The organism is Micromonospora citrea (genome assembly GCF_900090315.1).
Classification (GTDB): Bacteria; Actinomycetota; Actinomycetes; order Mycobacteriales; family Micromonosporaceae; genus Micromonospora; species Micromonospora citrea.
Window position 1 is genome coordinate 5533208 of the sequence record NZ_FMHZ01000002.1, and the last position, 21879, is coordinate 5555086.

19 protein-coding genes are annotated in these 21879 nt (G+C 73.0%); 9 read left to right on the forward strand and 10 right to left on the reverse strand.

Annotated elements, in window-relative coordinates; genetic code table 11:
* From GA0070606_RS25365 to polA, 3 genes are all read left to right on the forward strand, one after another.
* Positions 1-981: an amino acid ABC transporter permease gene (locus GA0070606_RS25365; protein ID WP_091105079.1), complete on the forward strand. Its 981-nt coding sequence runs from the start codon at positions 1-3 to the stop codon at positions 979-981.
* Positions 978-1784: an amino acid ABC transporter ATP-binding protein gene (locus GA0070606_RS25370; RefSeq protein WP_091105082.1), complete on the forward strand. Its 807-nt coding sequence runs from the start codon at positions 978-980 to the stop codon at positions 1782-1784. The genes GA0070606_RS25365 and GA0070606_RS25370 overlap by 4 nt, the downstream gene beginning before the upstream one ends.
* A gap of 123 nt (positions 1785-1907) precedes the next feature.
* Positions 1908-4607: a DNA polymerase I gene (gene polA, locus GA0070606_RS25375; RefSeq protein ID WP_091105084.1), complete on the forward strand. Its 2700-nt coding sequence runs from the start codon at positions 1908-1910 to the stop codon at positions 4605-4607.
* 215 nt (positions 4608-4822) lie between these two features.
* On the opposite strand, the gene GA0070606_RS25380 is transcribed toward polA, so the two are convergent.
* Genes GA0070606_RS25380 through GA0070606_RS25395 form a run of 4 tightly spaced genes read right to left on the reverse strand, consistent with a single transcriptional unit; the run spans position 4823 to position 6973 of the window.
* Positions 4823-5254 carry a DUF3140 domain-containing protein gene (locus GA0070606_RS25380; protein ID WP_091105087.1) on the reverse strand — a complete coding sequence of 144 codons (432 nt, stop codon included), beginning with the start codon at positions 5252-5254 and terminating at the stop codon, positions 4823-4825.
* Positions 5241-5462, reverse strand: a complete 222-nt coding sequence (locus tag GA0070606_RS25385) for a hypervirulence associated TUDOR domain-containing protein (RefSeq protein ID WP_091105089.1) — start codon at positions 5460-5462, stop codon at positions 5241-5243. Before GA0070606_RS25385 ends, GA0070606_RS25380 begins: the two co-directional genes overlap by 14 nt.
* Positions 5463-5508: 46 nt before the next feature.
* Positions 5509-6111, reverse strand: a complete 603-nt coding sequence (locus GA0070606_RS25390; protein WP_091105092.1) for a Uma2 family endonuclease — start codon at positions 6109-6111, stop codon at positions 5509-5511.
* 55 nt (positions 6112-6166) lie between these two features.
* Positions 6167-6973 carry a class I SAM-dependent methyltransferase gene (locus GA0070606_RS25395; RefSeq protein WP_091105094.1) on the reverse strand — a complete coding sequence of 269 codons (807 nt, stop codon included), beginning with the start codon at positions 6971-6973 and terminating at the stop codon, positions 6167-6169.
* A gap of 403 nt (positions 6974-7376) precedes the next feature.
* On the opposite strand from GA0070606_RS25395, the gene rpsA reads away from it, so the two are divergent.
* A complete protein-coding gene (gene rpsA / locus GA0070606_RS25400) occupies positions 7377-8867 on the forward strand; it encodes a 30S ribosomal protein S1 (protein WP_091105097.1) in 1491 nt (496 codons plus the stop codon).
* Between the two features lie 86 nt (positions 8868-8953).
* On the opposite strand, the gene GA0070606_RS25405 is transcribed toward rpsA, so the two are convergent.
* Both GA0070606_RS25405 and GA0070606_RS25410 read right to left on the reverse strand, forming a co-directional pair.
* A complete protein-coding gene (locus GA0070606_RS25405; RefSeq protein ID WP_091105099.1) occupies positions 8954-9577 on the reverse strand; it encodes a GyrI-like domain-containing protein in 624 nt (207 codons plus the stop codon).
* Positions 9561-10094, reverse strand: a complete 534-nt coding sequence (locus GA0070606_RS25410) for a PadR family transcriptional regulator (protein ID WP_091105102.1) — start codon at positions 10092-10094, stop codon at positions 9561-9563. The genes GA0070606_RS25405 and GA0070606_RS25410 overlap by 17 nt, the downstream gene beginning before the upstream one ends.
* Before the next feature lie 119 nt (positions 10095-10213).
* On the opposite strand from GA0070606_RS25410, the gene coaE reads away from it, so the two are divergent.
* Complete coding sequence (gene coaE, locus GA0070606_RS25415) at positions 10214-11395, forward strand: dephospho-CoA kinase (RefSeq protein ID WP_091105105.1); 1182 nt, start codon at positions 10214-10216, stop codon at positions 11393-11395.
* 124 nt (positions 11396-11519) lie between these two features.
* Here the strand turns inward: coaE and GA0070606_RS25420 are convergent, their stop codons facing one another.
* The gene (locus GA0070606_RS25420) at positions 11520-12992 is read right to left on the reverse strand and encodes a hypothetical protein (RefSeq protein ID WP_245724802.1); all 1473 of its coding nucleotides are present in this window, start codon (positions 12990-12992) and stop codon (positions 11520-11522) included.
* A 298-nt stretch (positions 12993-13290) separates the two neighbouring features.
* Here GA0070606_RS25420 and uvrB point away from each other — a divergent pair, with 298 nt between their 5' ends.
* Positions 13291-15396, forward strand: a complete 2106-nt coding sequence (gene uvrB / locus GA0070606_RS25425; RefSeq protein WP_091105108.1) for an excinuclease ABC subunit UvrB — start codon at positions 13291-13293, stop codon at positions 15394-15396.
* A gap of 131 nt (positions 15397-15527) precedes the next feature.
* The gene (locus GA0070606_RS25430; protein ID WP_091105111.1) at positions 15528-16388 is read left to right on the forward strand and encodes a helix-turn-helix domain-containing protein; all 861 of its coding nucleotides are present in this window, start codon (positions 15528-15530) and stop codon (positions 16386-16388) included.
* A 370-nt stretch (positions 16389-16758) separates the two neighbouring features.
* Here the strand turns inward: GA0070606_RS25430 and GA0070606_RS25435 are convergent, their stop codons facing one another.
* Complete coding sequence (locus tag GA0070606_RS25435) at positions 16759-17052, reverse strand: antibiotic biosynthesis monooxygenase family protein (RefSeq protein ID WP_091105114.1); 294 nt, start codon at positions 17050-17052, stop codon at positions 16759-16761.
* Between the two features lie 780 nt (positions 17053-17832).
* Between GA0070606_RS25435 and GA0070606_RS25440 the strand changes: the two genes are divergently transcribed.
* Positions 17833-18834, forward strand: a complete 1002-nt coding sequence (locus GA0070606_RS25440) for a TerC family protein (RefSeq protein ID WP_091105116.1) — start codon at positions 17833-17835, stop codon at positions 18832-18834.
* Between the two features lie 63 nt (positions 18835-18897).
* On the opposite strand, the gene GA0070606_RS25445 is transcribed toward GA0070606_RS25440, so the two are convergent.
* Both GA0070606_RS25445 and GA0070606_RS25450 read right to left on the reverse strand, forming a co-directional pair.
* The gene (locus tag GA0070606_RS25445; RefSeq protein ID WP_245724803.1) at positions 18898-19869 is read right to left on the reverse strand and encodes a C40 family peptidase; all 972 of its coding nucleotides are present in this window, start codon (positions 19867-19869) and stop codon (positions 18898-18900) included.
* Positions 19869-20966, reverse strand: coding sequence for a mandelate racemase/muconate lactonizing enzyme family protein (locus GA0070606_RS25450; RefSeq protein ID WP_091105119.1), 1098 nt, complete (start codon positions 20964-20966; stop codon positions 19869-19871). Before GA0070606_RS25450 ends, GA0070606_RS25445 begins: the two co-directional genes overlap by 1 nt.
* A gap of 115 nt (positions 20967-21081) precedes the next feature.
* Here GA0070606_RS25450 and GA0070606_RS25455 point away from each other — a divergent pair, with 115 nt between their 5' ends.
* Entirely contained in the window at positions 21082-21879 is a 798-nt protein-coding gene (locus GA0070606_RS25455) for a tyrosine-protein phosphatase (protein ID WP_091105122.1), read from the forward strand.

The following is a 21879-nucleotide window of genomic DNA, read 5'->3' on the forward strand; positions in this document are numbered from 1 at the left end:
ATGTCGGTCGAGACAGACACACCCGAGCGGGCACGGCCGGAACCCATCCGCGCCGTGCCCGTGCGGCATCCCGGACGGTGGGTCGCCGTCGCCGTGATCGGGGTGCTGGTGGCCATGTTCGTCCACCTGCTGGTGACGAACAAGGCGTTCAACTGGTCGTTCATGGTCGACGAGATGTTCCGTCCGCCGATCATGGAGGGCGTACGCGGCAGCCTCGCGCTGTTGGTGACCGCCATGCTCATCGGCGTCGGGCTGGGCGTCGTCATCGCCATCATGCGGCTGTCGGAGAACCCGATCCTGCGCGGCGTCGCCTGGGCGTACACCTGGTTCTTCCGGGCGGTGCCCCGGCTGGTGCTGGCGATCCTCTTCGGCAACCTGGGCATCCTCTGGGCCCGGATCGAGTTCGGGCTGCCCTTCGACCGGCAGATCGGCGCCCTGTTCGGGGTGGACGACTTCGAGGCGCGGCTGTTCGGCTTCTCCTCGGTGGACATCCTGACCGGCTTCGTCGCCGGCATGCTGGCGCTCGGCCTGTCCGAGGCCGCCTACATGGCGGAGATCGTCCGGGCCGGCATCCAGTCGGTCGACGAGGGGCAGACGGAGGCCGCGCAGGCGCTGGGCATGCGGCGCGGGCAGATCCTGCGTCGTATCGTGCTGCCGCAGGCCATGCGGGTGATCGTCCCGCCGACCGGCAACGAGACGATCGCCATGCTCAAGGACACCTCGCTGGTGGCCTTCGTGCCGGTCTCCGCCGAGCTGTTCTTCCAGCTCAGGGCCGTCGGCAGCCGGACCTTCCAGGTCTTCCCGATGCTGGTCGCGGCGACCATCTGGTACCTGCTGCTGACCAGCGTGCTGCTGGTGGGTCAGTACTACCTGGAGCGGCACTTCTCCAAGGGCGTGGGGCGCAGCGGTCGGGCGAGGACGCGGCTGCGGGCAATCACGGCGGAGAGCGGCGGCACGACCGGGAAGGCGGGCGGCGCATGACCGAGCTGACGGTGCCGACCCTGGCTGACGGGGCGGTGGATTCCGGGCCGATGGTCCGGGCCGAGCAGGTGCACAAGTCGTTCGGGTCGATCGAGGTGCTCAAGGGCATCGACCTGGAGGTCCGCGCGGGCGAGGTGTGCTGCCTCCTCGGGCCCTCGGGCTCCGGCAAGTCGACGTTCCTGCGCTGCATCAACCACCTGGAGAAGATCAACGCCGGTCGGATCTGGGTGGACGGCGAGCTGATCGGCTACCGGGAGCGCGGCGGGAAGCTGCACGAGCTGCGGGAGAAGGAGGTGGCCGCGCAGCGCCGGTCGATCGGCATGGTGTTCCAGCGGTTCAACCTCTTCCCGCACATGACCGCGCTGCAGAACGTCGCCGAGGCGCCGGTGCTGCTCGGGCGGGAGAAGAAGGCGGACGCCCGGGACCGGGCCGCCGCCCTGCTGGAGCGGGTGGGGCTGGGCGACAAGCTCGGCAACTATCCCGGTCAGCTCTCCGGCGGCCAGCAGCAGCGGGTGGCGATCGCCCGGGCGCTGGCCATGCAGCCGAAGCTGATGCTCTTCGACGAGCCCACCAGCGCGCTCGACCCGGAGCTGGTCGGCGAGGTGCTCGACGTGATGAAGGACCTGGCCCGCGACGGCATGACCATGATCGTGGTGACCCACGAGATCGGCTTCGCCCGCGAGGTCGGCGACTCGCTGGTCTTCATGGACGGCGGCGTGGTCGTCGAGTCCGGCAACCCGCGCGAGGTGATCGCCAACCCGCGTCACGACCGGACGAAGGCGTTCCTGGCGAAGGTGCTCTGACCGGCACGCCGGCGCGGCCCGGAGGCGGGCCGCGCCGGCGTCGACCGGTGGCGTGGCACGGCGTGCCGGCGGTGGCCGTGCCGGTGTCCCAGGTTGTCGGAGTGGGCGGCTAGAGTCGCTCGCGTGACAGCTACGACGCCGCGCCTGCTCCTCGTCGACGGACACTCCCTGGCATACCGGGCGTTCTTCGCCCTGCCGGTGGAAAACTTCTCCACCACGACGGGCCAGCCGACCAACGCGGTCTACGGCTTCACGTCCATGCTGATCAACGTGCTGCGCGACGAGCAGCCGACGCACATCGTCGTCGCCTTCGACGTCTCCCGCCGCTCCTTCCGCACCGAGAAGTACGCGGAGTACAAGGCCGGCCGCAGCGAGACCCCGACCGACTTCAAGGGCCAGGTCAGCCTGGTCAAGGAGGTCCTCGCGGCGCTGCGCGTCCCGGTGGTGGAGAAGGAGGGCTACGAGGCCGACGACATCATCGCCACCCTCGCCTGCCAGGCCCGCGACCAGGGCATGTCGGTGTTGATCAGCACCGGCGACCGGGACGCGTTCCAGCTCGTCGGCGAGAGCATCACGGTGCTCTACCCGCGCAAGGGCGTCTCGGACCTGGCCCGGATGGATCCGGCGGCGATCGAGGCGAAATACGGTGTCGCCCCCGAGCGCTACCGCGACCTGGCCGCCCTGGTCGGCGAGACCAGCGACAACCTGCCCGGCGTCCCGGGCGTGGGCCCGAAGACCGCCGCGAAGTGGATCAACCTCTACGGCGGGGTCGAGGGTGTCGTCGCGCGGGCCGACGAGATCAAGGGCAAGGCCGGCGACAGCCTGCGCGAGCGGCTCGCCGACGTGATCCGCAACTACGAGATCAACTGCCTCGTCTCCGACCTGGAGCTGCCGCTGCGCCCCGAGGACGCGCGCTGGGAGGGGTGGGACCGCGAGGCGGTGCACCAGGTCTTCGACACCCTCGAGTTCCGCATCCTGCGCGACCGGCTCTACCAGTACCTGGAGGCGGTGGAGCCCGAGGCCGAGGCCGGGTTCGACCTGACCGGCGAGGTGCTCACCGCGCCCGGCGCGGTGGCCGGGTGGCTGGAGACGCACGCGCCGGCCGGGACCCCGGTGGGGCTGGCCGTGAAGCTCGACACCGGGCCCAACCGGCGGCACACCGCCACGGTGACCGGCCTGGCCCTGGCGACCGCCGGCGGCGCGGCGGCCTGGCTCGACCCCGCCGTGCTGGAGCCGGCCGACGAGGCGGCCCTGGCGGCCTGGCTGGCCGACGCGGCGCGGCCCAAGGTGCTGCACGACAGCAAGCCCGCCGTGCTCGCGTTCGCCGCGCACGGCTGGGGGCTGGCGGGCATCCTCCGCGACACCCAGATCGCCGCCTACCTGGCCCGCCCCGACCAGCGCTCCTACGACCTCACCGACCTGGCGCTGCGCTACCTGCACCGCGAGCTGCGCGTCGACGCCCCGGAGACCGGTCAGCTCACCCTCGACGGGCTCGGCAACGACGGCGAGGCGGAGCAGAACCTCATGCTCCAGGCCCGCGCGACGCTCGACCTCGCCGACGCGATCGACGCCGAGCTCTCCCGCGACGGCGAGCAGTCCGCCCGGCTGATGGCCGAGGTGGAGCTGCCGCTGATGCGGGTGCTCGCCACGATGGAGCGCACGGGCATCGCCGCCGACACGCACTACCTCTCGGAGCTGGAGGCGCACTTCGCCGCCGAGGTGAAGGCCGCCGCCCAGGGCGCCTACGCGGCGGTCGGGCGGGAGTTCAACCTCGGCTCGCCCAAGCAGCTGCAGGAGATCCTCTTCGGCGAGCTGGGCCTGCCGAAGACCAAGAAGATCAAGACGGGCTACACCACCGACGCCGACGCCCTGCAGTGGCTCTACGCGCAGAACCCGCACCCGGTGCTGGCCCACCTGCTGCGCCACCGCGACGTGGCGAAGCTCAAGACGACCGTCGACGGGCTGCTCAAGTCGGTCTCCGACGACGGACGCATCCACACCACCTTCAACCAGACGGTGGCGGCCACCGGCCGGCTCTCCTCGACCGAGCCCAACCTGCAGAACATCCCGATCCGCACGGAGGAGGGGCGGCGCATCCGCCGCGCCTTCGTGGTGGGGGAGGGCTACGAGTGCCTGCTCACCGCCGACTACAGCCAGATCGAGATGCGGATCATGGCGCACCTGTCGTCGGACGACGCGCTCATCGAGGCGTTCAACTCCGGCGCCGACTTCCACGCCGCCACCGCCTCGTCGGTGTTCGCGGTGCCCCTCGAGGAGGTCACCGCCGACCAGCGGCGCAAGATCAAGGCGATGAACTACGGCCTGGCGTACGGGCTGAGCGCGTTCGGCCTGTCCCAGCAGCTCGGGATCACCGCCGACGAGGCGCGCGGGCTGATGGAGGACTACTTCGCCGGGTTCGGCGGGGTGCGTGACTACCTCCAGGAGGTCGTCGCCCGGGCCCGGCACGACGGCTACACCTCCACGATCCTGGGTCGCCGGCGCTACCTGCCCGACCTGGTCAGCGACAACCGGCAGCGTCGCGAGATGGCTGAGCGGATGGCGCTCAACGCCCCCATCCAGGGTTCGGCGGCCGACATCATCAAGGTGGCCATGCTGCACGTCGACACCGCGCTGCGCGAGGCCGGCCTGCGCTCGCGGATGCTGCTCCAGGTGCACGACGAGTTGGTCTTCGAGGTCGCCCCCGGCGAGCGGGAGACCCTGGAGGCGCTGGTGCGGCGGGAGATGGGCGGGGCATACCCGCTGTCGGTGCCGCTGGAGGTCTCCGTCGGCGAGGGCCGGGACTGGAACAGCGCCGACCACTGACGCCCGCCAGCCCCGCCCGGCCGGCGCCGTCCTGGGCACGGGCGGTGACCCACATCGGCCGGCGGCCGACCACCGGTCGGTCCGGGCGCCGCAGGTCCGGACGTGGTTACGACCGGTCCGGCCGCCGGCTCACGGGCCGGTCCGGCCGCCGGCTCACGGGCCGGGTCGGCCGCCGGCTCACGGGCCGGGTGGTGCGTCGTGGGACCTCGCCGGGATCACCGGCCCGGTCCCCGGCGCGTCTTCGGCGGGGCGCCGCGCCGTTCGAGGGCCTGCCGGGACCGGCCGCCCGGGGCCGGCAGCGGCGCCTTGAGGGGATCGTGGCCCCAGTTCATCAGCGACCAGCGCCACTTGGTGTTGCGGACGTCGCCCGACGGGCGCTGCGCCATGTGCCGGCGGACGTACCCGACGACCTTGCGCATGTGTCGGTAGTCGCCCTCGGAGAGCTCGCCGCGCTTGCGGCGCAGCAGACCGATGATCTTCCGGCCGGACTCGTGGCCGACGGACTCGCCGCCTCCGCTGCCCTTCTTCCGCCAGCCGACGTGCTTCGACTCGTCGGTCTCCAGCCACTTGGACAGCTCGCCGGGCTTCATGTTGACCGCCTCGGTGAACTCGCGGTAGGTGTCCCGGCCCTCGTCATCCCTGCTCACGGCGCAGCACCTCCGGTCGGTGGGCGACGTCCCGGCCCGAGTCGTCGTTGCGGATCCGGTACTGCGGGTCGTCGGGGGACGCGTTCACGGCGTGCCCGCGTACGTGCGTCCGTTCGGTGATCTTCTCCTTGACCACGCCGTACGCCCGGCCGCTGTGACTGGCCCAGGAGACGTGGTCACCCTTGCGGAACTCGTTCTGCTCGGCCATGCCGCGCGGGTACCCGGCGTCGCCGGGTGGAAACAGCGGCGCCGGGCTACGGGACGATCTCGGCGACCGGGAGCTTGATCTCGAACGGTTCGGTCAGCTCGATCAGCTCGGCGCTGTCGGCGACCAGTTCGTACTGCCGCTCGCCGCCCGGACCGATCCGGTCGCCCCGCCGGTACGCGTAGACGTGCACCGGATCCTGCTCGATCCGCCAGTAGAAGGGGATGCCGGCGGCGGCGTACTCGCCGGGCTTGGCGAACCGGTCCGTCCGCCGGGTGCCGGGCGACACGATCTCCACCGCGAGCACCACGTCCTCCGGCCGCAGCAGAGACCGGTCGGACGGTACGTCGACGCTGCGCAGCAACACGTCGGGCTGCCGGCTGGTGTTGGCGTTCAGCGCGACTCCGACGGCCTGGGCGACCCGGAGGTGCCCCGGTGCGTGCCGCAGCAGCCAGTGCGCGAGCAGCAGGGAGATGTCCTGGTGGCCCAGGGTGGGGGAGGGTGTCACCTGGATGACTCCGTCGACGAGTTCGACGCGGGGGGCGTCGTCCGGCAGGTCGAGCAGGTCCTCCAGCGTGTAGTCGGCACGCTGCTGCCGGAGCGGGTCCGGACACCAGGGGTCAGGTGGTGTCGCGATCGGCTCGGCGCTCACCGGCTCAGCGTAACCCCGTCCGGGCCCGGCGCAGTCGCACCCGGTGTCCGGCCTGTCACGCGGCCGGTTTCTCGGCGACGAAGATGGCGGTGCCGGGGAAGAGGCGGCCGCGCAGCGGGCTCCACTGCCCCCAGATCCCCTCGTGCCCCGCGGGCCACTCCGGCTCCACGAGGTCGACCAGGCGGAACCCGGCCGCCACCAGTTCCCGGACGCGGTCGCCCAGCGTGCGGTGCTGCTCGACGTAGGTGGCCCGGCCGGTCTCGTCCTGCTCGACGTAGGGGGAGCGGTCGAAGTACGAGTGCACGGCCGTGAGCCCGCCCTCGCCGGGGTCGTCGAGGAAGATCCAGCGCATCGGGTGGGTCACCGAGAACACCCACCGGCCGCCCGGGCGCAGCACCCGGAACACCTCGCGCATCGCCGCCGCCGAGTCGGCCACGAACGGGATCGCCCCGAACGCCGTGCACGCGGTGTCGAACGCCGCGTCGGCGAAGGGCAGCGCCAGCGCGTCGCCCTGCACCAGCGGCACGCGTACGCCGGTGCGTCCGGCGGCGAGGGCGGCGTGCCGCAGCATGCCGGCGGAGAGGTCCATCGCGACCGGCCGGGCGCCCTGGGCGGCCAGCCACCGCGCGGCGGCCGCCGCGCCGCAGCCGACCTCCAGCACCCGCCGCCCGGGCAGCTCGCCCAGCAGCCGTACGTCCGCCTCGCGGACCCCCTCGGGGCACCAGACGAAGTCGACGTCGCCGAGGAAGTCGCCGTGCTCGGCCTGGTAGTCGTCGGCGTCGGCGTCCCACCAGCGGCGGTTGGCCCGACGGGCCTCGGCGTCACCCACCCGGCGCCGGGTCACCCGGCTGTCGTCATCCACCCGCTCACGCTAGGCCCCGGTCATGCCCGGCGCGAGGGCGGGCGGCGGGCACCCCCGGGTGCGGCGGTTCCCGCGTGGCGCTACCGTCTCCGGTGGTGCTCCTGTGACGGACGCGACACCTGGGGCTTGTTCCTGCCGATATCTCCGCTTTCGCAGGTGGCGCGGCAGCGAGAGGACGGGAGGCCTTGCACGCTGTGGTAATGCAGCGGGTAGGCTAGACGACGCGCTCGCGGATCGTGTGCCTCGGCAGGGAGCAGGTGCGCGGTCTCCGGGACCACTGGCGGAGTTTCTCCATGATCTCACTCGATCTCTCGGTGTGCCCGGCGACGGATCCGCTGGCGCGAACAGGTCACCGCGACACCAGCCTGCTGTGACACACCATCCGACCGGAGCAACCGCCCACATGACGAGCAGCATCGAGGCCCCCTCGAGCGCCACCCGGGTCACCCACGACGATCTCGGTTCCGAGGAAGCTTTCCTCGCCGCCATCGACGAGACCATCAAGTACTTCAACGACGGCGACATTGTCGAAGGCACCGTCGTCAAGGTCGATCGGGACGAGGTCCTGCTCGACATCGGCTACAAGACCGAGGGTGTCATCCCCTCTCGTGAGTTGTCGATCAAGCACGACGTGGACCCGGCCGAGGTCGTTTCGGTTGGTGACCACATCGAGGCCCTGGTTCTCCAGAAGGAGGACAAGGAGGGGCGTCTGATCCTCTCCAAGAAGCGGGCGCAGTACGAGCGGGCCTGGGGCACCATCGAGAAGATCAAGGACGAGGACGGCGTCGTCCGCGGCTCGGTCATCGAGGTCGTCAAGGGTGGTCTCATCCTCGACATCGGCCTGCGCGGCTTCCTGCCCGCCTCCCTGGTCGAGATGCGCCGGGTGCGGGACCTGCAGCCGTACGTCGGCCGCGAGCTCGAGGCCAAGATCATCGAGCTGGACAAGAACCGCAACAACGTGGTCCTGTCCCGCCGGGCCTGGCTGGAGCAGACGCAGTCCGAGGTGCGCACCGAGTTCCTCAACAAGCTGCAGAAGGGCCAGGTCCGCAAGGGCGTCGTGTCCTCGATCGTCAACTTCGGCGCGTTCGTCGACCTGGGCGGCGTGGACGGCCTGGTACACGTCTCCGAGCTGTCCTGGAAGCACATCGACCACCCGTCCGAGGTCGTCGAGGTGGGCCAGGAGGTCGAGGTCGAGGTCCTGGACGTCGACCTGGACCGCGAGCGGGTCTCGCTGTCGCTGAAGGCGACCCAGGAGGACCCGTGGCGTCAGTTCGCCCGCACCCACGCGATCCAGCAGATCGTGCCGGGTAAGGTCACCAAGCTGGTGCCGTTCGGCGCCTTCGTCCGGGTGGACGACGGCATCGAGGGCCTGGTCCACATCTCCGAGCTGGCCGAGCGCCACGTGGAGATCCCGGAGCAGGTCGTCCAGGTCGGCTCCGAGGTCATGGTCAAGGTCATCGACATCGACCTGGAGCGCCGCCGGATCTCGCTGTCGCTCAAGCAGGCCAACGAGGGCTTCGTCGAGGGCGAGGAGCACTTCGACCCGACCCTCTACGGCATGGCCGCGACCTACGACGCCGAGGGCAACTACATCTACCCGGAGGGCTTCGACCCGGAGACGGGCGAGTGGCTCGAGGGGTACGAGAAGCAGCGCGAGACCTGGGAGCAGCAGTACGCCGAGGCGCGTCAGCGCTGGGAGGCCCACACCAAGCAGGTGCAGACCTCCCGGGCCGCCGACGCCGAGGCCGCTGCCAACCCGGCTCCGGCCGTCACCGGTGGCACCACCACCTCGACCAGCGCGGCCCCGAGCCGGCAGGCCGAGGAGCCGGCCGGCACCCTGGCCACCGACGAGGCGCTCGCCGCTCTGCGGGAGAAGCTCGCCGGCGGCAAGTGACCCGCTGAACGACGGAAGGGCCCCGTCCCCGCGATCGTGAGATCGCCGGGGGCGGGGCCCTCGCCGTTGCCGAGCCGCGCGAGCGCTCAACCGGCGGCGGCGACCGGCTGCCGCAGGATGGTGCGTTGCCTTTCGGGCGCGACCCTGCGGAAGTCGCTGAGGTAGATCTCGTGGTGTCTGCCCGCCAGCCGCAGCCCGTTGGCCGGCACGAACTCGCCGTGCAGCCGCGCCAGCACCTCCGCCTCGTCGTCGAAGGAACCGACGTGCAGCGTCTGCACGCACCGCCCCTCGGACAGCGTCTCCAGCCGGGTGTCGTCCAGGCGCGACGGGCGGTTCCCGGCCCCGGCCTGTCTCACGGCGGCGGCGAACATGTCCTCGTCGATCCAGTCCGGCACCATGATCATCAAGGTCCAGTCCCACCGGGACTTGTCGCGCTCCGCGGTGAAGGACGCCATGTCCTCGGCCCACCACAGGCCCTCCAGCGGCGGTACGACGTAGTCGCGCCCGAGGTCTCGCCTGCTGGCGAACTTGAGCTTGTAGGCCACCGGGTAGAGGGCCTCGACGGCGTCGGAGAACGCCGGCGAGGTGTTGGGGTCGCCGTGGCCATCGATCATGAGATACCGCGTGTCGGGCACGTCCACGATCCGGAACCGGCCACGGGTGGCGCGGTAGGCGTCGAGGGTCTTCTTGAAGTCAGTCTTGTCGGTCATCGATCACCTGGGCCCGGCCGGCGAGCCACTGCCTCTCTGCCTCGAGGAGGCTCAGCGAGTACGAGAACACCTCACGCGCCGGTCGCGGGAGGGGGGACTGCGTCCGCTGCGCCGCGCGGACCGACTCGATGCGGGACTCGACCCGCGCCAAGCGGGTGCGCAGCGCCCGCGCGTAGTCCCGTTCGGACAGCAGGGAGAGGTTGGCGATCCCGACCAGGAGCGGGTGCGGGACCGGGCGTGGTTCCTCGATGAGGGCCAGCGCGGTGCGCGCCGCGGTCTCCCGGCCCTGCGCGGTGGCGTGGAAGACGCGGCGCGACCTGGCGGCGGCGGGCGCCTCGGGGACGTTCACCAGTCCGCGCTTCTCCAGCTTGGCGAGCAGGTAGTAGATCGAGGAGAACCCGACGTCGGCCCACTGCCGGATGCCGCGCTGCTCGATCACCTGCTCCAGGTCGTAGCCGTGTCGGGGGCGTTCGACGATCAGGCCCAACACGGTCAGTTCGGCGGCGGTCAGCTCCACGAGGCTATTCTAGCGCTAGAATAGAAGGCGGGGCGTCCCGCCGGGCCCTGGGCTGCCGTGCGCGCCCGACGAGGTGCCCCGGTGCCGGCGGCGCGGTGGTGATCCGGTTGACTGGTGCCGTGCTGAAGGTGGGACTGACCGGAGGAATCGGGTCCGGCAAGAGCGCCGTGGCGAGCCGGCTGGCCGAGCACGGCGCCGTGGTCATCGACGCCGACAAGGTGGCCCGAGAGGTGGTCGCCCCGGGCACCGAGGGGCTGGCCGAGATCGTCGCGGCCTTCTCCGGCCGGGTCCTCGACGCCGACGGCGCCCTCGACCGCGCCGCGCTCGGCGCCGTGGTCTTCGCCGACGAGACAGCGCGCCGCCGGCTGGAGGCGATCACCCACCCCCGCGTACGGGCCCGCACGGCGGAGCTGGCCGCCGCGGCGTCGCCCGACGCGATCGTCGTCAACGACGTGCCCCTGCTGGTGGAGGTGGGCCTCGCACCCACGTACCACCTGGTGGTCGTGGTGCAGACGGCGGTGACCACCCGGCTGACGCGGCTGGCCCGCGACCGGGGAATGGACCGGGCGGAGGCCGAGCGGCGGATCGCCGCGCAGGCCGACGACGCCCGGCGGCGGGCCGCGGCCGACGTGGTGCTGACCAACGACGGCAGCCTCGCCGAGCTGCACGCCGCGGTCGACGCGCTGTGGCGGGAGCGGCTGGTGCCCTTCGAGGCCAACGTGCGCGGACGGCGGCCGGTGCACCCGCACCGCGTCGAGCTGACCGAGGCCGACCCGACGTGGCCGCAGCAGTACGCGCGCCTCGCCGCCCGGATCCGGCACGCGCTGGCCCCCGCCGACCTGCGGATCGACCACATCGGCTCGACGGCGGTCCCCGGCCTCGCCGCCAAGGACGTGATCGACATCCAGCTCACCGTGCCGACCCTCGCCGACGCGGACGGGCCCCTGGCCGAGCGGCTCGCCGCCGCGGGCTTTCCGCGCCTGCCCGGCGACTGGTGGGACAACCCGCGTCCGCCCGGCAGTGGCCGGTGGGAGAAGCGGCTGCACGGCAGCGCCGACCCGGGCCGCCCCGTGCACCTGCACGTCCGCGCGGTGGACTCGCCGGGCTGGCGGTACGCGCTGCTGATGCGCGACCACCTGCGCGCCGACCCGGACCAGCGGGCGGCCTACCTGCTGCTCAAGCGGGAGCTGGCCGCCTCGGCCCCGGACAGCGTCACCTACACCACGGCGAAGGACCCGTGGTTCGACGAGGAGCACCTGCGCGCGGAGGAGTGGGCGGCGCAGACCGGCTGGCGCCCCTGACCGTTCCCAGCCGTCGGCGCGCGGCTCGGGGCTCCGCCCGCTGCCACAAAGCGTGGGTCCGGCCGTTCACCGGCGGGCGTGGCCGCTCCGCGCGCTGCCCGGCCGGCGTCGCCGGTCCGGCCGTTCACCGGCCGGCGGTCGGCGTTCTCGGGCGCTGCGGGGCCGGCCCGACCGGGGGCAGTCGGGGCGTCGCGCCCGGGGCCAGGTCGAGCTGGGCCCAGGCGCCCGGGCGGGTGCGCAGCTCCAACCGGCGGAGCAGGCCGGACCGGTCGATCCAGTAGCGCAGCAGCGCCCGGGAGGTGCGCAGCTCGACCACGTCCACGCTCTTTCCGGCGAGGCTGTCCCCGCGCACCCGCAGGGCGGTGCCCCGTTGGCCGGGCGACCGGGCGGCCCGCAGCGCCGCGTCGAGCAGCAGGCCCAGGTCGCCGGCGCGCGCCGGATCGGCCCGCCAGCCCCGGGCCGGGGGCGGCAGCGGGGGCCGGCCGGGCGCCTCCACCCCGCCCGGCACCGTCGCGGCGGGCACCTCCGCCCTGGTCACGCCGGCGGCGTCGATCCGCAGCAGCGTCCGGCGTTCCGGTGTGCCGAGGTCGGCGAGGGTCACGTACGCGACCGGTCCCGTCCAGCTCACCCAGCCCGTGCCGCGCAGGTCGGTGCCGGCGGCGAGCGGCGCGGCCAGGGTGACGGCGGCGCCGCCGGCGGCCCGGAGCCGCCCGGGCAGCCGGTCCAGCCGGCCTCGCTCGGCGGCGGTCAGCGCGCGGGGCTGCCCGGGATGGCCGCCGAGGGCGTCGACCGGCCGCAGCGTGGGCCGATCGGTCCGGGTCAGCTGCACGGTGACCGGTCCGAGACCGGGCAGTTCCGTCTCGAGCCGGTGCAGGCGCGCGTCGCGGTCAAGCCAGTAGCGCCGCGCCGCCGGCGCCGATGGTGGCGTGCCCTGAATGGGCGGCGGCGCCTGGAGGATGTCGACCGGCTCCGCCCCGACCGTGGCGCGCCCCACCCACCGGGCGCTCTCCGCGGGCGGCTCGGGGCGGTCCGCGCCGAGCCGGAAGAGCAGGTCGAGCACGGCGGCGAGCCCGCGCCCGGCCGCCGGGTCGTGCAGCCGCCAGCGGCCCGCCGGCGGCACCAGCGGGGGCGGCGCCGGGGTCGGCACCGCCGACGGGTCGGGGCGCAGCACGGCCACGGTCGGGGTGGCCTGGAGCAGGCCGCGTTCCGCGCCCGCGCCGGGCCCACCGACGTCCAGGTAGAGCAGCGGCCGGGACCAGTCGACCCAGCCGACGAGTTCGGTACGCGCGGGCCCGGCCCCCGCCGTCACGCGGACTCCGGCCCGCAGGTCGCGGACGTTGGTGACCCGCATCGCGGCGAGCCGGTCACGCTCGTCGCCGGTCAGCGCGCGGGGCGGCTCGGACCGGTCGGGCGACCAGCTCAGCAGCCCCACGACCAGGGCCGTCGCGGAGAGCACGGCCACGACCGCGAGCACCAGCAGGGTGACGCGGCGTCGGCCGGTCACCACCCGGGGGAGGCTCCCGGTGTGGGCGTCGTCGTGCGGCGGGTGGCCCGGCGGCGGGACGGCGCGGTCGGTACGGGCGGCGGAGGTCTCCACGGATGGTTGAACGGGATTCACCGTCGCGGGGTGACGAGCAGGGGCGCTCGCGGCGGCCGGTCAGCGCCTCGGCGCGACCACGTCGGGTGCGCACGCCGGGCGTGCCGGGTGCTGCGACCCCTGTGCCGGGGGCGGGCCGGCCGTCGAGGCCTGGCCACCTGCCCGGTCGGCCGCCGCGAGCGGCCTACACCGAGAGCGTAGTCCGGTGAGATGGGCCACACAATGGGAATATCGAAGCCGATCAGGGACTGTCCGTAGTCGGCGCGGGGTGTCGGACCCCCGGCGTACCGTTGGGGTCATGGCGCTCGACATTCCCCGGCTCGACGGCCGCTTCCAGGTCGTCAGCGAGTTTCAGCCGGCCGGCGACCAGCCGGCGGCCATCGACGACCTGGAGCGTCGGGTCCGACGCGGTGACCGCAACACCGTGCTGCTCGGCGCGACCGGCACCGGCAAGAGCGCCACCACGGCGTGGCTGATCGAGCGGTTGCAGCGGCCGACGTTGGTGCTCGCGCCCAACAAGACGCTCTGCGCGCAGCTCGCCAAGGAGTTCAGCGAGCTGCTGCCGCACAACGCGGTGGAGTACTTCGTCTCCTACTACGACTACTACCAGCCCGAGGCCTACATCCCGCAGACCGACACCTACATCGAGAAGGACTCCTCGATCAACGAGGAGGTCGAGCGGCTGCGGCACTCGGCGACCATGTCGCTGCTGACCCGCCGCGACGTGGTCGTCGTGGCCACCGTCTCGGCGATCTACGGCCTGGGCACCCCGGAGGAATACCTCGACCGCGCCGTGCGGGTCGCCGTCGGGCAGGAGCTCGACCGCGACCAGTTGCTGCGTCGGCTGGTCGACATCCAGTACTCGCGCAACGACATGGCCTTCAACCGGGGCACCTTCCGGGTCCGCGGGGACACCCTGGAGATCATCCCGGCCTACGAGGAGCTGGCCGTGCGGATCGAGCTGTTCGGCGACGAGGTGGAGAAGCTCTACTACCTCAACCCGCTGACCGGCGACGTCGTCCGCGAGGTCGACCACCTGCTGATCTTCCCGGCGACGCACTACGCGGCCGGCCCGGAGCGGATGGAGCGGGCGATCCGCGACATCGAGGCCGAGCTGGCCGAGCGGCTGGCCGAGCTGGAGCGGCAGGGCAAGCTGCTGGAGGCCCAGCGGCTGCGGATGCGCACCACCTACGACATCGAGATGATGCGGCAGGTCGGCTTCTGCTCCGGCATCGAGAACTACTCGATGCACATCGACGGCCGGCTGCCCGGCAGCCCGCCGCACTGCCTGCTCGACTACTTTCCCGACGACTTCCTGACCGTCGTCGACGAGTCGCACGTGACGATCCCCCAGATCGGCGGCATGTACGAGGGCGACGCGTCGCGCAAGCGGATGCTCATCGACCACGGGTTCCGGCTGCCCAGCGCGGCCGACAACCGGCCGTTGCGGTTCGACGAGTTCCTGGAGCGGGTCGGCCAGATGGTCTTCCTCTCCGCCACGCCCGGCCCGTGGGAGCTGGAGCAGGCCCAGGGCGAGTTCGTCGAGCAGGTGATCCGCCCGACCGGCCTGGTCGACCCCGAGGTCGTCGTCAAGCCCACCAAGGGCCAGATCGACGACCTGATGCACGAGATCAAGCTGCGCACCGAGCGCGACGAGCGGGTGCTGGTCACCACGCTGACCAAGAAGATGGCGGAGGACCTGTCCGACTATCTGCTGGAGAACGGCATCCGGGTGCGCTACCTGCACTCCGAGGTCGACACGCTGCGCCGGGTGGAGCTGTTGCGGGAGCTGCGCAAGGGCGACTACGACGTGCTGGTCGGCATCAACCTGCTCCGGGAGGGCCTCGACCTGCCCGAGGTGTCGCTGGTCGCCATCCTCGACGCCGACAAGGAGGGCTTCCTGCGCAGCGGCCGGTCGCTGATCCAGACCATCGGCCGGGCGGCGCGGAACGTCTCCGGCCAGGTGCACATGTACGCCGACAAGATCACTCCGTCGATGGCGGAGGCGATCGAGGAGACCAACCGCCGGCGCGACAAGCAGATCGCGCACAACGAGGCGCACGGCATCAGCCCCGAGCCGCTGCGTAAGAAGATCCACGACATCCTCGACGACATCTACCGCGAGGCGGAGGACACGGAGAACAGCCGGGTCGGCGGCGCGGTGCGGCAGCTCTCCCGGGGCAAGGCGCCGGTCAAGGAGACGCGCAGCCGGAGCCGGGCCGGCGCCGGGCCGGCGCGGGAGGGGATGGCCCGGGCCGAGCTGGCCCAGCTCATCCAGGACCTCAACGACCAGATGCTGGCCGCCGCGCGGGAGCTGCAGTTCGAGCTGGCCGCCCGGATCCGCGACGAGGTCGCCGACCTCAAGAAGGAGCTGCGCGGCATGGACGCGGCCGGGGTGAAGTGATCCACCTCGACGTCGAGGGCCGCCGGGAGCCGCTGCGGTGGTGAGGCGCGCGGATGACGGTTGCGGTGTGCGAGTGAGCTATTGCGCTGTGTGATCGTCCTGCGTAGTCTCCCTCGGTGGGGAGGCTGGGGATGCCGTTGCCAACGAGTCCGGTCATTCGTCGCGCCCGGCTGGGCGCCGAGCTGCGTCAGCTGCGGCGGCGGGAGGCACTGACCCTGGAGCAGGTCTGCGACCGGCTGGGTTGGGCCTCCACCTCGAAGCTGTCCCGCATCGAGCTGGGGCAGAGTCGGCCGGACCTGGCCGACGTGCTGGATCTGCTCGACGTCTACGAGGTGCCGCCGCCGCAGCGCGACGCGCTGATCGTCATCGCCCGTGACGCCGCCACCAGCAGGGGCTGGTGGAAGGCGCTGGGGGAGATGGGAGAGCGGCAGCGCACCTACGCCGAGCTGGAGGCGGGGGCTGCCACCATCGTCGACTGGCAGCCCGCCGTCGTGCCCGGGTTGCTCCAGACCCCGGCGTACGCGCGGCTGCGGATCGCCGCCGGGCGGCTGCTCGACCCGACCGTGGACGTGGAGGCCGACGTACGCGCCCGCGCGATGCGGCACGAGGTGCTGCGGCGTGCCGATCCGCCGCGCTACACGGCGCTGCTCGGGGAGGCGGCCTGCGAGGCCGGCGACACCCCGCCGTCCGTGTGGCGCGAGCAGTTGCGGCACCTGGTCGACCTGGCCGGCCTGCCGCACGTGACGATCCGGCTGCTGCCCGGGAGCGTCGTTCCGCGGGGCGGGGTGCGGCCGCTCACGCCCTACTCCTGCTACTCGTTTCCCGACCCGGCCGACCCGCGCACCGTGATGCTGGAGGCGCTCACCACCGACGTGCGCCTGGTGACCACGGCCGACGTCGACCGCTACGAGCAGCTCACCGGCTGGCTGCTGGAGGCGGCCCTGAGCCCGGAGGAGACGAGCGCGGCGCTGAGCCGCCACGCCGGCGGCTGACAGGGGCTGAGTCGTTGCGCCCGGCGGCTGACGTGACGGGGCTGAGTCGTTGCGCCCGGCGGCTGACGTGACGGGGCTGAGCCGTTGCGCCGGCGGGCTGACAGGGGCTGAGTCGTTGCGCCCGGCGGCCGACTGGGCTGAGCCGCTTTGCCGGCGGCTGAGCGGGCGGGCATCGGGTCGGGGCGCGTCCGTCGACGGCGTCGGGCACGGGCGTCCCGCTCTGGAAGGGCCCCGCGGGTAACCAGTCGGCCGGCGGCCGTGGCGGGGTCAGCGATCGACGCCGCGCGGCCACCGGGCCCGGCGCCCCCGAGCCCGTCGGGACCGACGGCCGCGCGTGCACCGTGCAGGATAGGGCGGGGGTACGACAGCCTCAGGCCGGCACGTCGACGAAGTGCTCGACCAGCGGCGGGTTGGCGAAGTGCGGACCGATCAGCGCCCGCCATTGGGAGAAGCGCTCGGTGCCCCGGAAGTTGTCGTTGTGCGCCTCGACCGAGTCCCACTCGACCAGCAGCACGAACCGCGACGGGGACTCGACGCCCCGGGTCATCCGCACCGACCGGCAGCCCGGCGTCCCGGCGAGCACCGGGTGTCCCTCGGCGTACGCGGCGGCGAACGCGTCCTCGTGTCCGGGCAGTACGTCGATGAGCGCGACCTCAAGCACCATGACGGCAGCTTTTCACGTGGCCCTCCCGGCCGGGCGTCGCGGGGGTCCGTTCCCGACGGTCGGACCGACCGGCCCGCACCCGGACCGACCGGCCCGCACCCGGACAGGCCTGCACCCCGATGGGCCGACCCCGTACCCCGGACAGGGCCTGCACCCCGTTGGGCCGGTCCGCACCCGGACAGGGCCCGCACCCCGATGGTCCGGTCCGCACCCGGATCGGCCGGCCGGCGAGATGACCTGCGGCGCCTGCTCGCGTTCCGCCGCTGCCGACCACTGACGAGGCCCACCCTTCACACCTAGCCTCCTAGGAAGCGCTGGGGAAGGTGCGCCGAGCCACCCAGGGGGATCCCACCCCGTCGGGTCCCGCACCCGCCCAGACCACCGCGCCGGGACCGGCGCGGCCGGCCGTGTGCGCGGTCCCGCCAGGAAGCCCGTGCGCTGCGCGGAAGGGGCGGACGGCTGGCGCGGCGGCGCCCCCGTACGGCGGTGTCGCCCGGATCGCGGATCCGGGGTGGGCGAGGACACCGAGGCCCGAGGTGCGGTGACTGGCCGTGGTGGGCAAGAATGACGGACGAGGAGGGGAGTATTCCCCCGCGACGGAGTCGTCAGCACGGTCGAGCGCCGATCCCCGGCGGGCGACCCGGCCCCGTCGGTCACCGCCTCCAGGGGCGATGGCGGAAGAGACCTCCGACAGTCACCAGAGTCAGCGTCACCGGCACACCGCGCCCACGGAGGGCGTACGGTGTGCCCGTCGTTGCGTGTCTGCCGGAGGAATGAACCTTGGACGTGTCCGGACTGGTCTGGGCGGGGACTCTCGTCGTACTGACCGGGATCCTGCTCGTGGATCTGCTGATCATCGGTCGGCGACCGCACGAGCCGAGCGTGCGTGAGTCGAGCCTCTGGGTCGGCTTCTATGTCGCCCTGGCCCTGATCTTCGGCGCCGGCGTCTGGCTCGCCTCCGGGGCGCGTGCGGCGGGGGAGTTCTACACGGGCTGGCTGACGGAGTACAGCCTCTCGGTCGACAACCTCTTCGTCTTCGTGATCATCATGGCGCGCTTCGGCGTGCCCCGGAAGTACCAGCAGAAGGTGCTGCTCATCGGCATCGTGCTGGCGCTGGTCATGCGGGGCGGGTTCATCGCCGCCGGCGCGGCGCTGATCTCCCAGTTCTCGTGGGTGTTCTACATCTTCGGCGCGTTCCTCATCTACACCGCGATCAACCTCGCCCGGCAGGGTGAGCCGGACGAGGACGAATTCAGCGAGAACGTGCTGATCCGGTGGAGTCGCAGGGCGCTGCCGATCTCCCGGGACTACGACGGGGCGAAGATGACCACCCGCTCGCCGAACGGCAAGCGGATGTTCACCCCGATGCTGATCGTCATGATCGCCATCGGCACCACCGACCTGATCTTCGCGCTCGACTCGATTCCGGCGATCTTCGGCATCACGCAGGAGCCGTACCTGGTCTTCACCGCCAACGTCTTCGCGCTGATGGGCCTGCGGCAGCTCTACTTCCTGCTCGGCGGCCTGCTGGAGCGGCTCATCTACCTCAGCTACGGCCTGGCCGTGGTGCTCGGCTTCATCGGCGTGAAGCTGGTGCTGGAGGCGCTCGCGGAGAACAACCTGCCGTTCGTCAACGGCGGGGAGCACGTCTCCTGGGCTCCGCACATCCCGATCTGGCTCTCGCTGACGGTCATCCTCGGCACCCTCGCCGTGGCGACCGTGGCCAGCCTGGTCAAGTCCTCCCGCGACCGGCGCCGCCTGCTGGCCGACGCCCGCCGCTGAGGCGTACCCACGCGACGAGGGGGCGCTCCCGGTCCGGGAGCGCCCCCTCGTCGCGCGACCGGGTCAGACCCGGTGCACGCCCACCAGGGTGGCGGTGCGCTCGGCCGGCAGCCGCTCCTCCAGCACCCGGCGTTGCCGGTAGCAGGCGTGCAGCATGCGCCGGTCGTCGCCGGGGCGCGGGTCGGCGGTGACGATGCCGATGTGGTGGATCTTCCGGCCGGGCCGGGCGAAGAAGTAGAGGTCGCCGGGGCGTTCGGTGCCCAGCGGCACCGGTGTGGTCGCCGTCGCCTGGTCGTCGGCGTCGCGCGGCAGCAGCCGGCCGAGCCGCCGCCAGGCCAGGTGGACCAGGCCGGAACAGTCGATGCCGTACGCCGACACCCCACCCCAGATGTAGACCACGTCGAGCAGCCGTCGGGCGATCGCCAGCACCTCGCCGGCCGACGGGGGCGTGACGGGCACCGGTACGGCGTCGGCTGCGGGCAGCCAGAGCGGGTCGGTGTGACCGGGCGCGTGCACCGGGCGCCAGCCGTCGACCGCCGGGCCGGCCGGGGTCAGCCCGGTGCCGAGCACCACCCCGGGCACCACCTCGGCTCCGCCCGGCGTGGCGCGCAGGGCGGTGACGGTGGCGTCGACCACGAGCGGGTCGCCCTCGCCGGTGACCGTGGCGGTGGTCAGCTGCTCGGCGGGCAGCCAGCCGGGGTAGCCGCGCGGGTCCAGCTTGGGGGCCGGCTGCTCGACGGCCACCACGTGTGCCCAGCCGTCGGGGCGTACCTCGGTGACGAGCACCCGCTCGCCGAGCAGCAGTTGGCTCAGCACGCAGTCGCCGACCTGCTGGTCGGTGTCCATGCCGGCGATCCAGCCGGCGATGTCGGTGCGGGCGGCGAGGGCGGGGCGGTCGACGGGCCGTACCGCCTCGGGGGAGGCCCAGAGGGTCGCGACGGCGACCCGGACCACGGCCTCCCGGCCGGCTTGCAGCTCCACGTGCACCCCCAGGTCGGTCGTCTCCGCGACCCTATGAAAATTTCCGCCAACCATCAATTACGAGTTTGCATCTTTACTTCAGTCACGGAGGTCACGCCGAGCCCGGGCGCGTCCGGCAGCACGACGGTCGCGCCGTCGTACCGCAGGCCGCCCCGCACCGGCGACCAGGCCAGCCACCAGGCGGCGTCCAGGTCGGAGACGGCCGTGGTGCGGTAGGCGGCGACCAGGCTGGCGGCGGCGCCGATGCCCACCTGGCTCTCCATCATCGACCCGACGATCGTGCCGAGTCCGTGCGCGGCCGCCAGGTCCAGCAGGGTCCGGGCGGGGTGCAGGCCGCCGCACTTGGCGAGCTTGACGTTGACCATGTCGGCGGCCCGGCGGCGGATCACCTCGACCAGGTCCCGGACGCCGAAGACCGACTCGTCGGCGAGGATCGGCACCTCCACCCGGTCGCTGACCCAGGCCAGCCCGTCCAGGTCCCAGCGGGCGACGGGCTGCTCGACCAGTTCCACGTCCAGCCCCGCGTCCTCGACGCCGCGGATGACCCGGACCGCCTCGCGCGGGGTCCATCCCTGGTTGGCGTCGAGCCGGATCCGCACGTCCGGGCCGACCGCCGCCCGTACGGCGCGGACCCGCTCCAGGTCGCCGGCGGCGTCGGTGCCCACCTTCATCTTGAGCACGCCGAAGCCCTCCTCCCGCCGCTGCCGGGCCGCCGCCGCGAGGTCCACCGCGTCGCCCGCGGCCAGCGTGACGTCCGTGGGGACCCGCAGGCCCGTGCCGCCCAGCAGCCGCACCAGCGGTACGCCGAGCCGCCGCGCCGCCAGGTCGTGCAGCGCGACGTCGACGGCGGCCTTGGCGGCCTCGTTGCCGACGACGGCGCGCTGCACCTCGGTGCAGCGGGCCACCAGGTCGTCGGCGTCGCGGCCGGTGAGGGTGGGGCCGAGCAGGTCGCGCACGCACGCCTCGGAGCCGGCGACCGAGGCGCCGGTCACCTGCCACACCTGGGGCGCCTCGCCGTAGCCGGAACGGCCGTCGGCGTCGACGATCTCCACCACCAGGGTCTCCACAGTGGTGGTGCGGCGCAGCGCGGTCACGAACGGGGTGTGCAGGGGGGCGGAGAGCCGGTGGGTGCGGACCGCGGCGATCGTCATGTGCGGCACCCTATACGGACACGCACAGGCGAAGGGGAGGCCGCATGAGCGAGCGAGTCGTCGGGCGCGGGGCGGTGGCGCCCCGGGGTGCACGGGCCGCGGACGGGGCGCCGGCATGAGCGGGCGGGACTGGGAACTGGTGGGTGCGCCGAACGCCAGGGACCTCGGCGGGCTGGTCGGCGCGGACGGCCGGCGGGTGCGCCGCGGCGTGCTGATCCGCACCCCGGCGCTGGGCCGGCTGGCGGACGAGGACCTGCCGGTGCTGGCGAAGCTCGGCCCGGCGTGCGTGGTCGACCTGCGGGACCACTCGGAGATCGCGGTCGCGCCGCCGGACCGGTTGCCGGGCGAGCCGACGGTGGTGCACCTGCCGGTGCACGACGCCGAGCACCCGGTGTTCACCTACGTCTCGGCGGTGCTGCTCGGCCACGACCTGGGGGCGTACGCGGCCCTGGCCGAGGAGGGCACGCCGGCGGCGATGGCGGCGATCTACCGCTGGTTCGTCACGGGTGAGTCGGCGCGGGAGAGCTTCGGGGCGGCGGTGCGGCTGGCGGCGCAGGCGCGGAACCTGCCGCTGGTCTACCACTGTTCGGCGGGGAAGGACCGCACCGGCTGGCTGACGGTGCTGCTGCTGGGCGCGCTCGGCGTGGACGAGGCGGCGATCCGGGCGGACTACCTGGCCAACAACCGGCTGACCGAGAGCCTGCGGGAGGTCATCCTGGAGGCGATGCGCCGGCGGCAGCCGGGGTTGGACGTCGCGGCGGTGCGTCCGGTACTGGAGGTGCGGCCGGAGTACCTGGACGCCGCGTACGCGGAGGTGCGCCGGGTGCACGGCTCGTTCGGGGCGTACCTGCGCGACGGGTTGGGGGTCACCGACGACGTCGTGGCGGCGCTGCGGGCGCACCTGTTGGAGTGA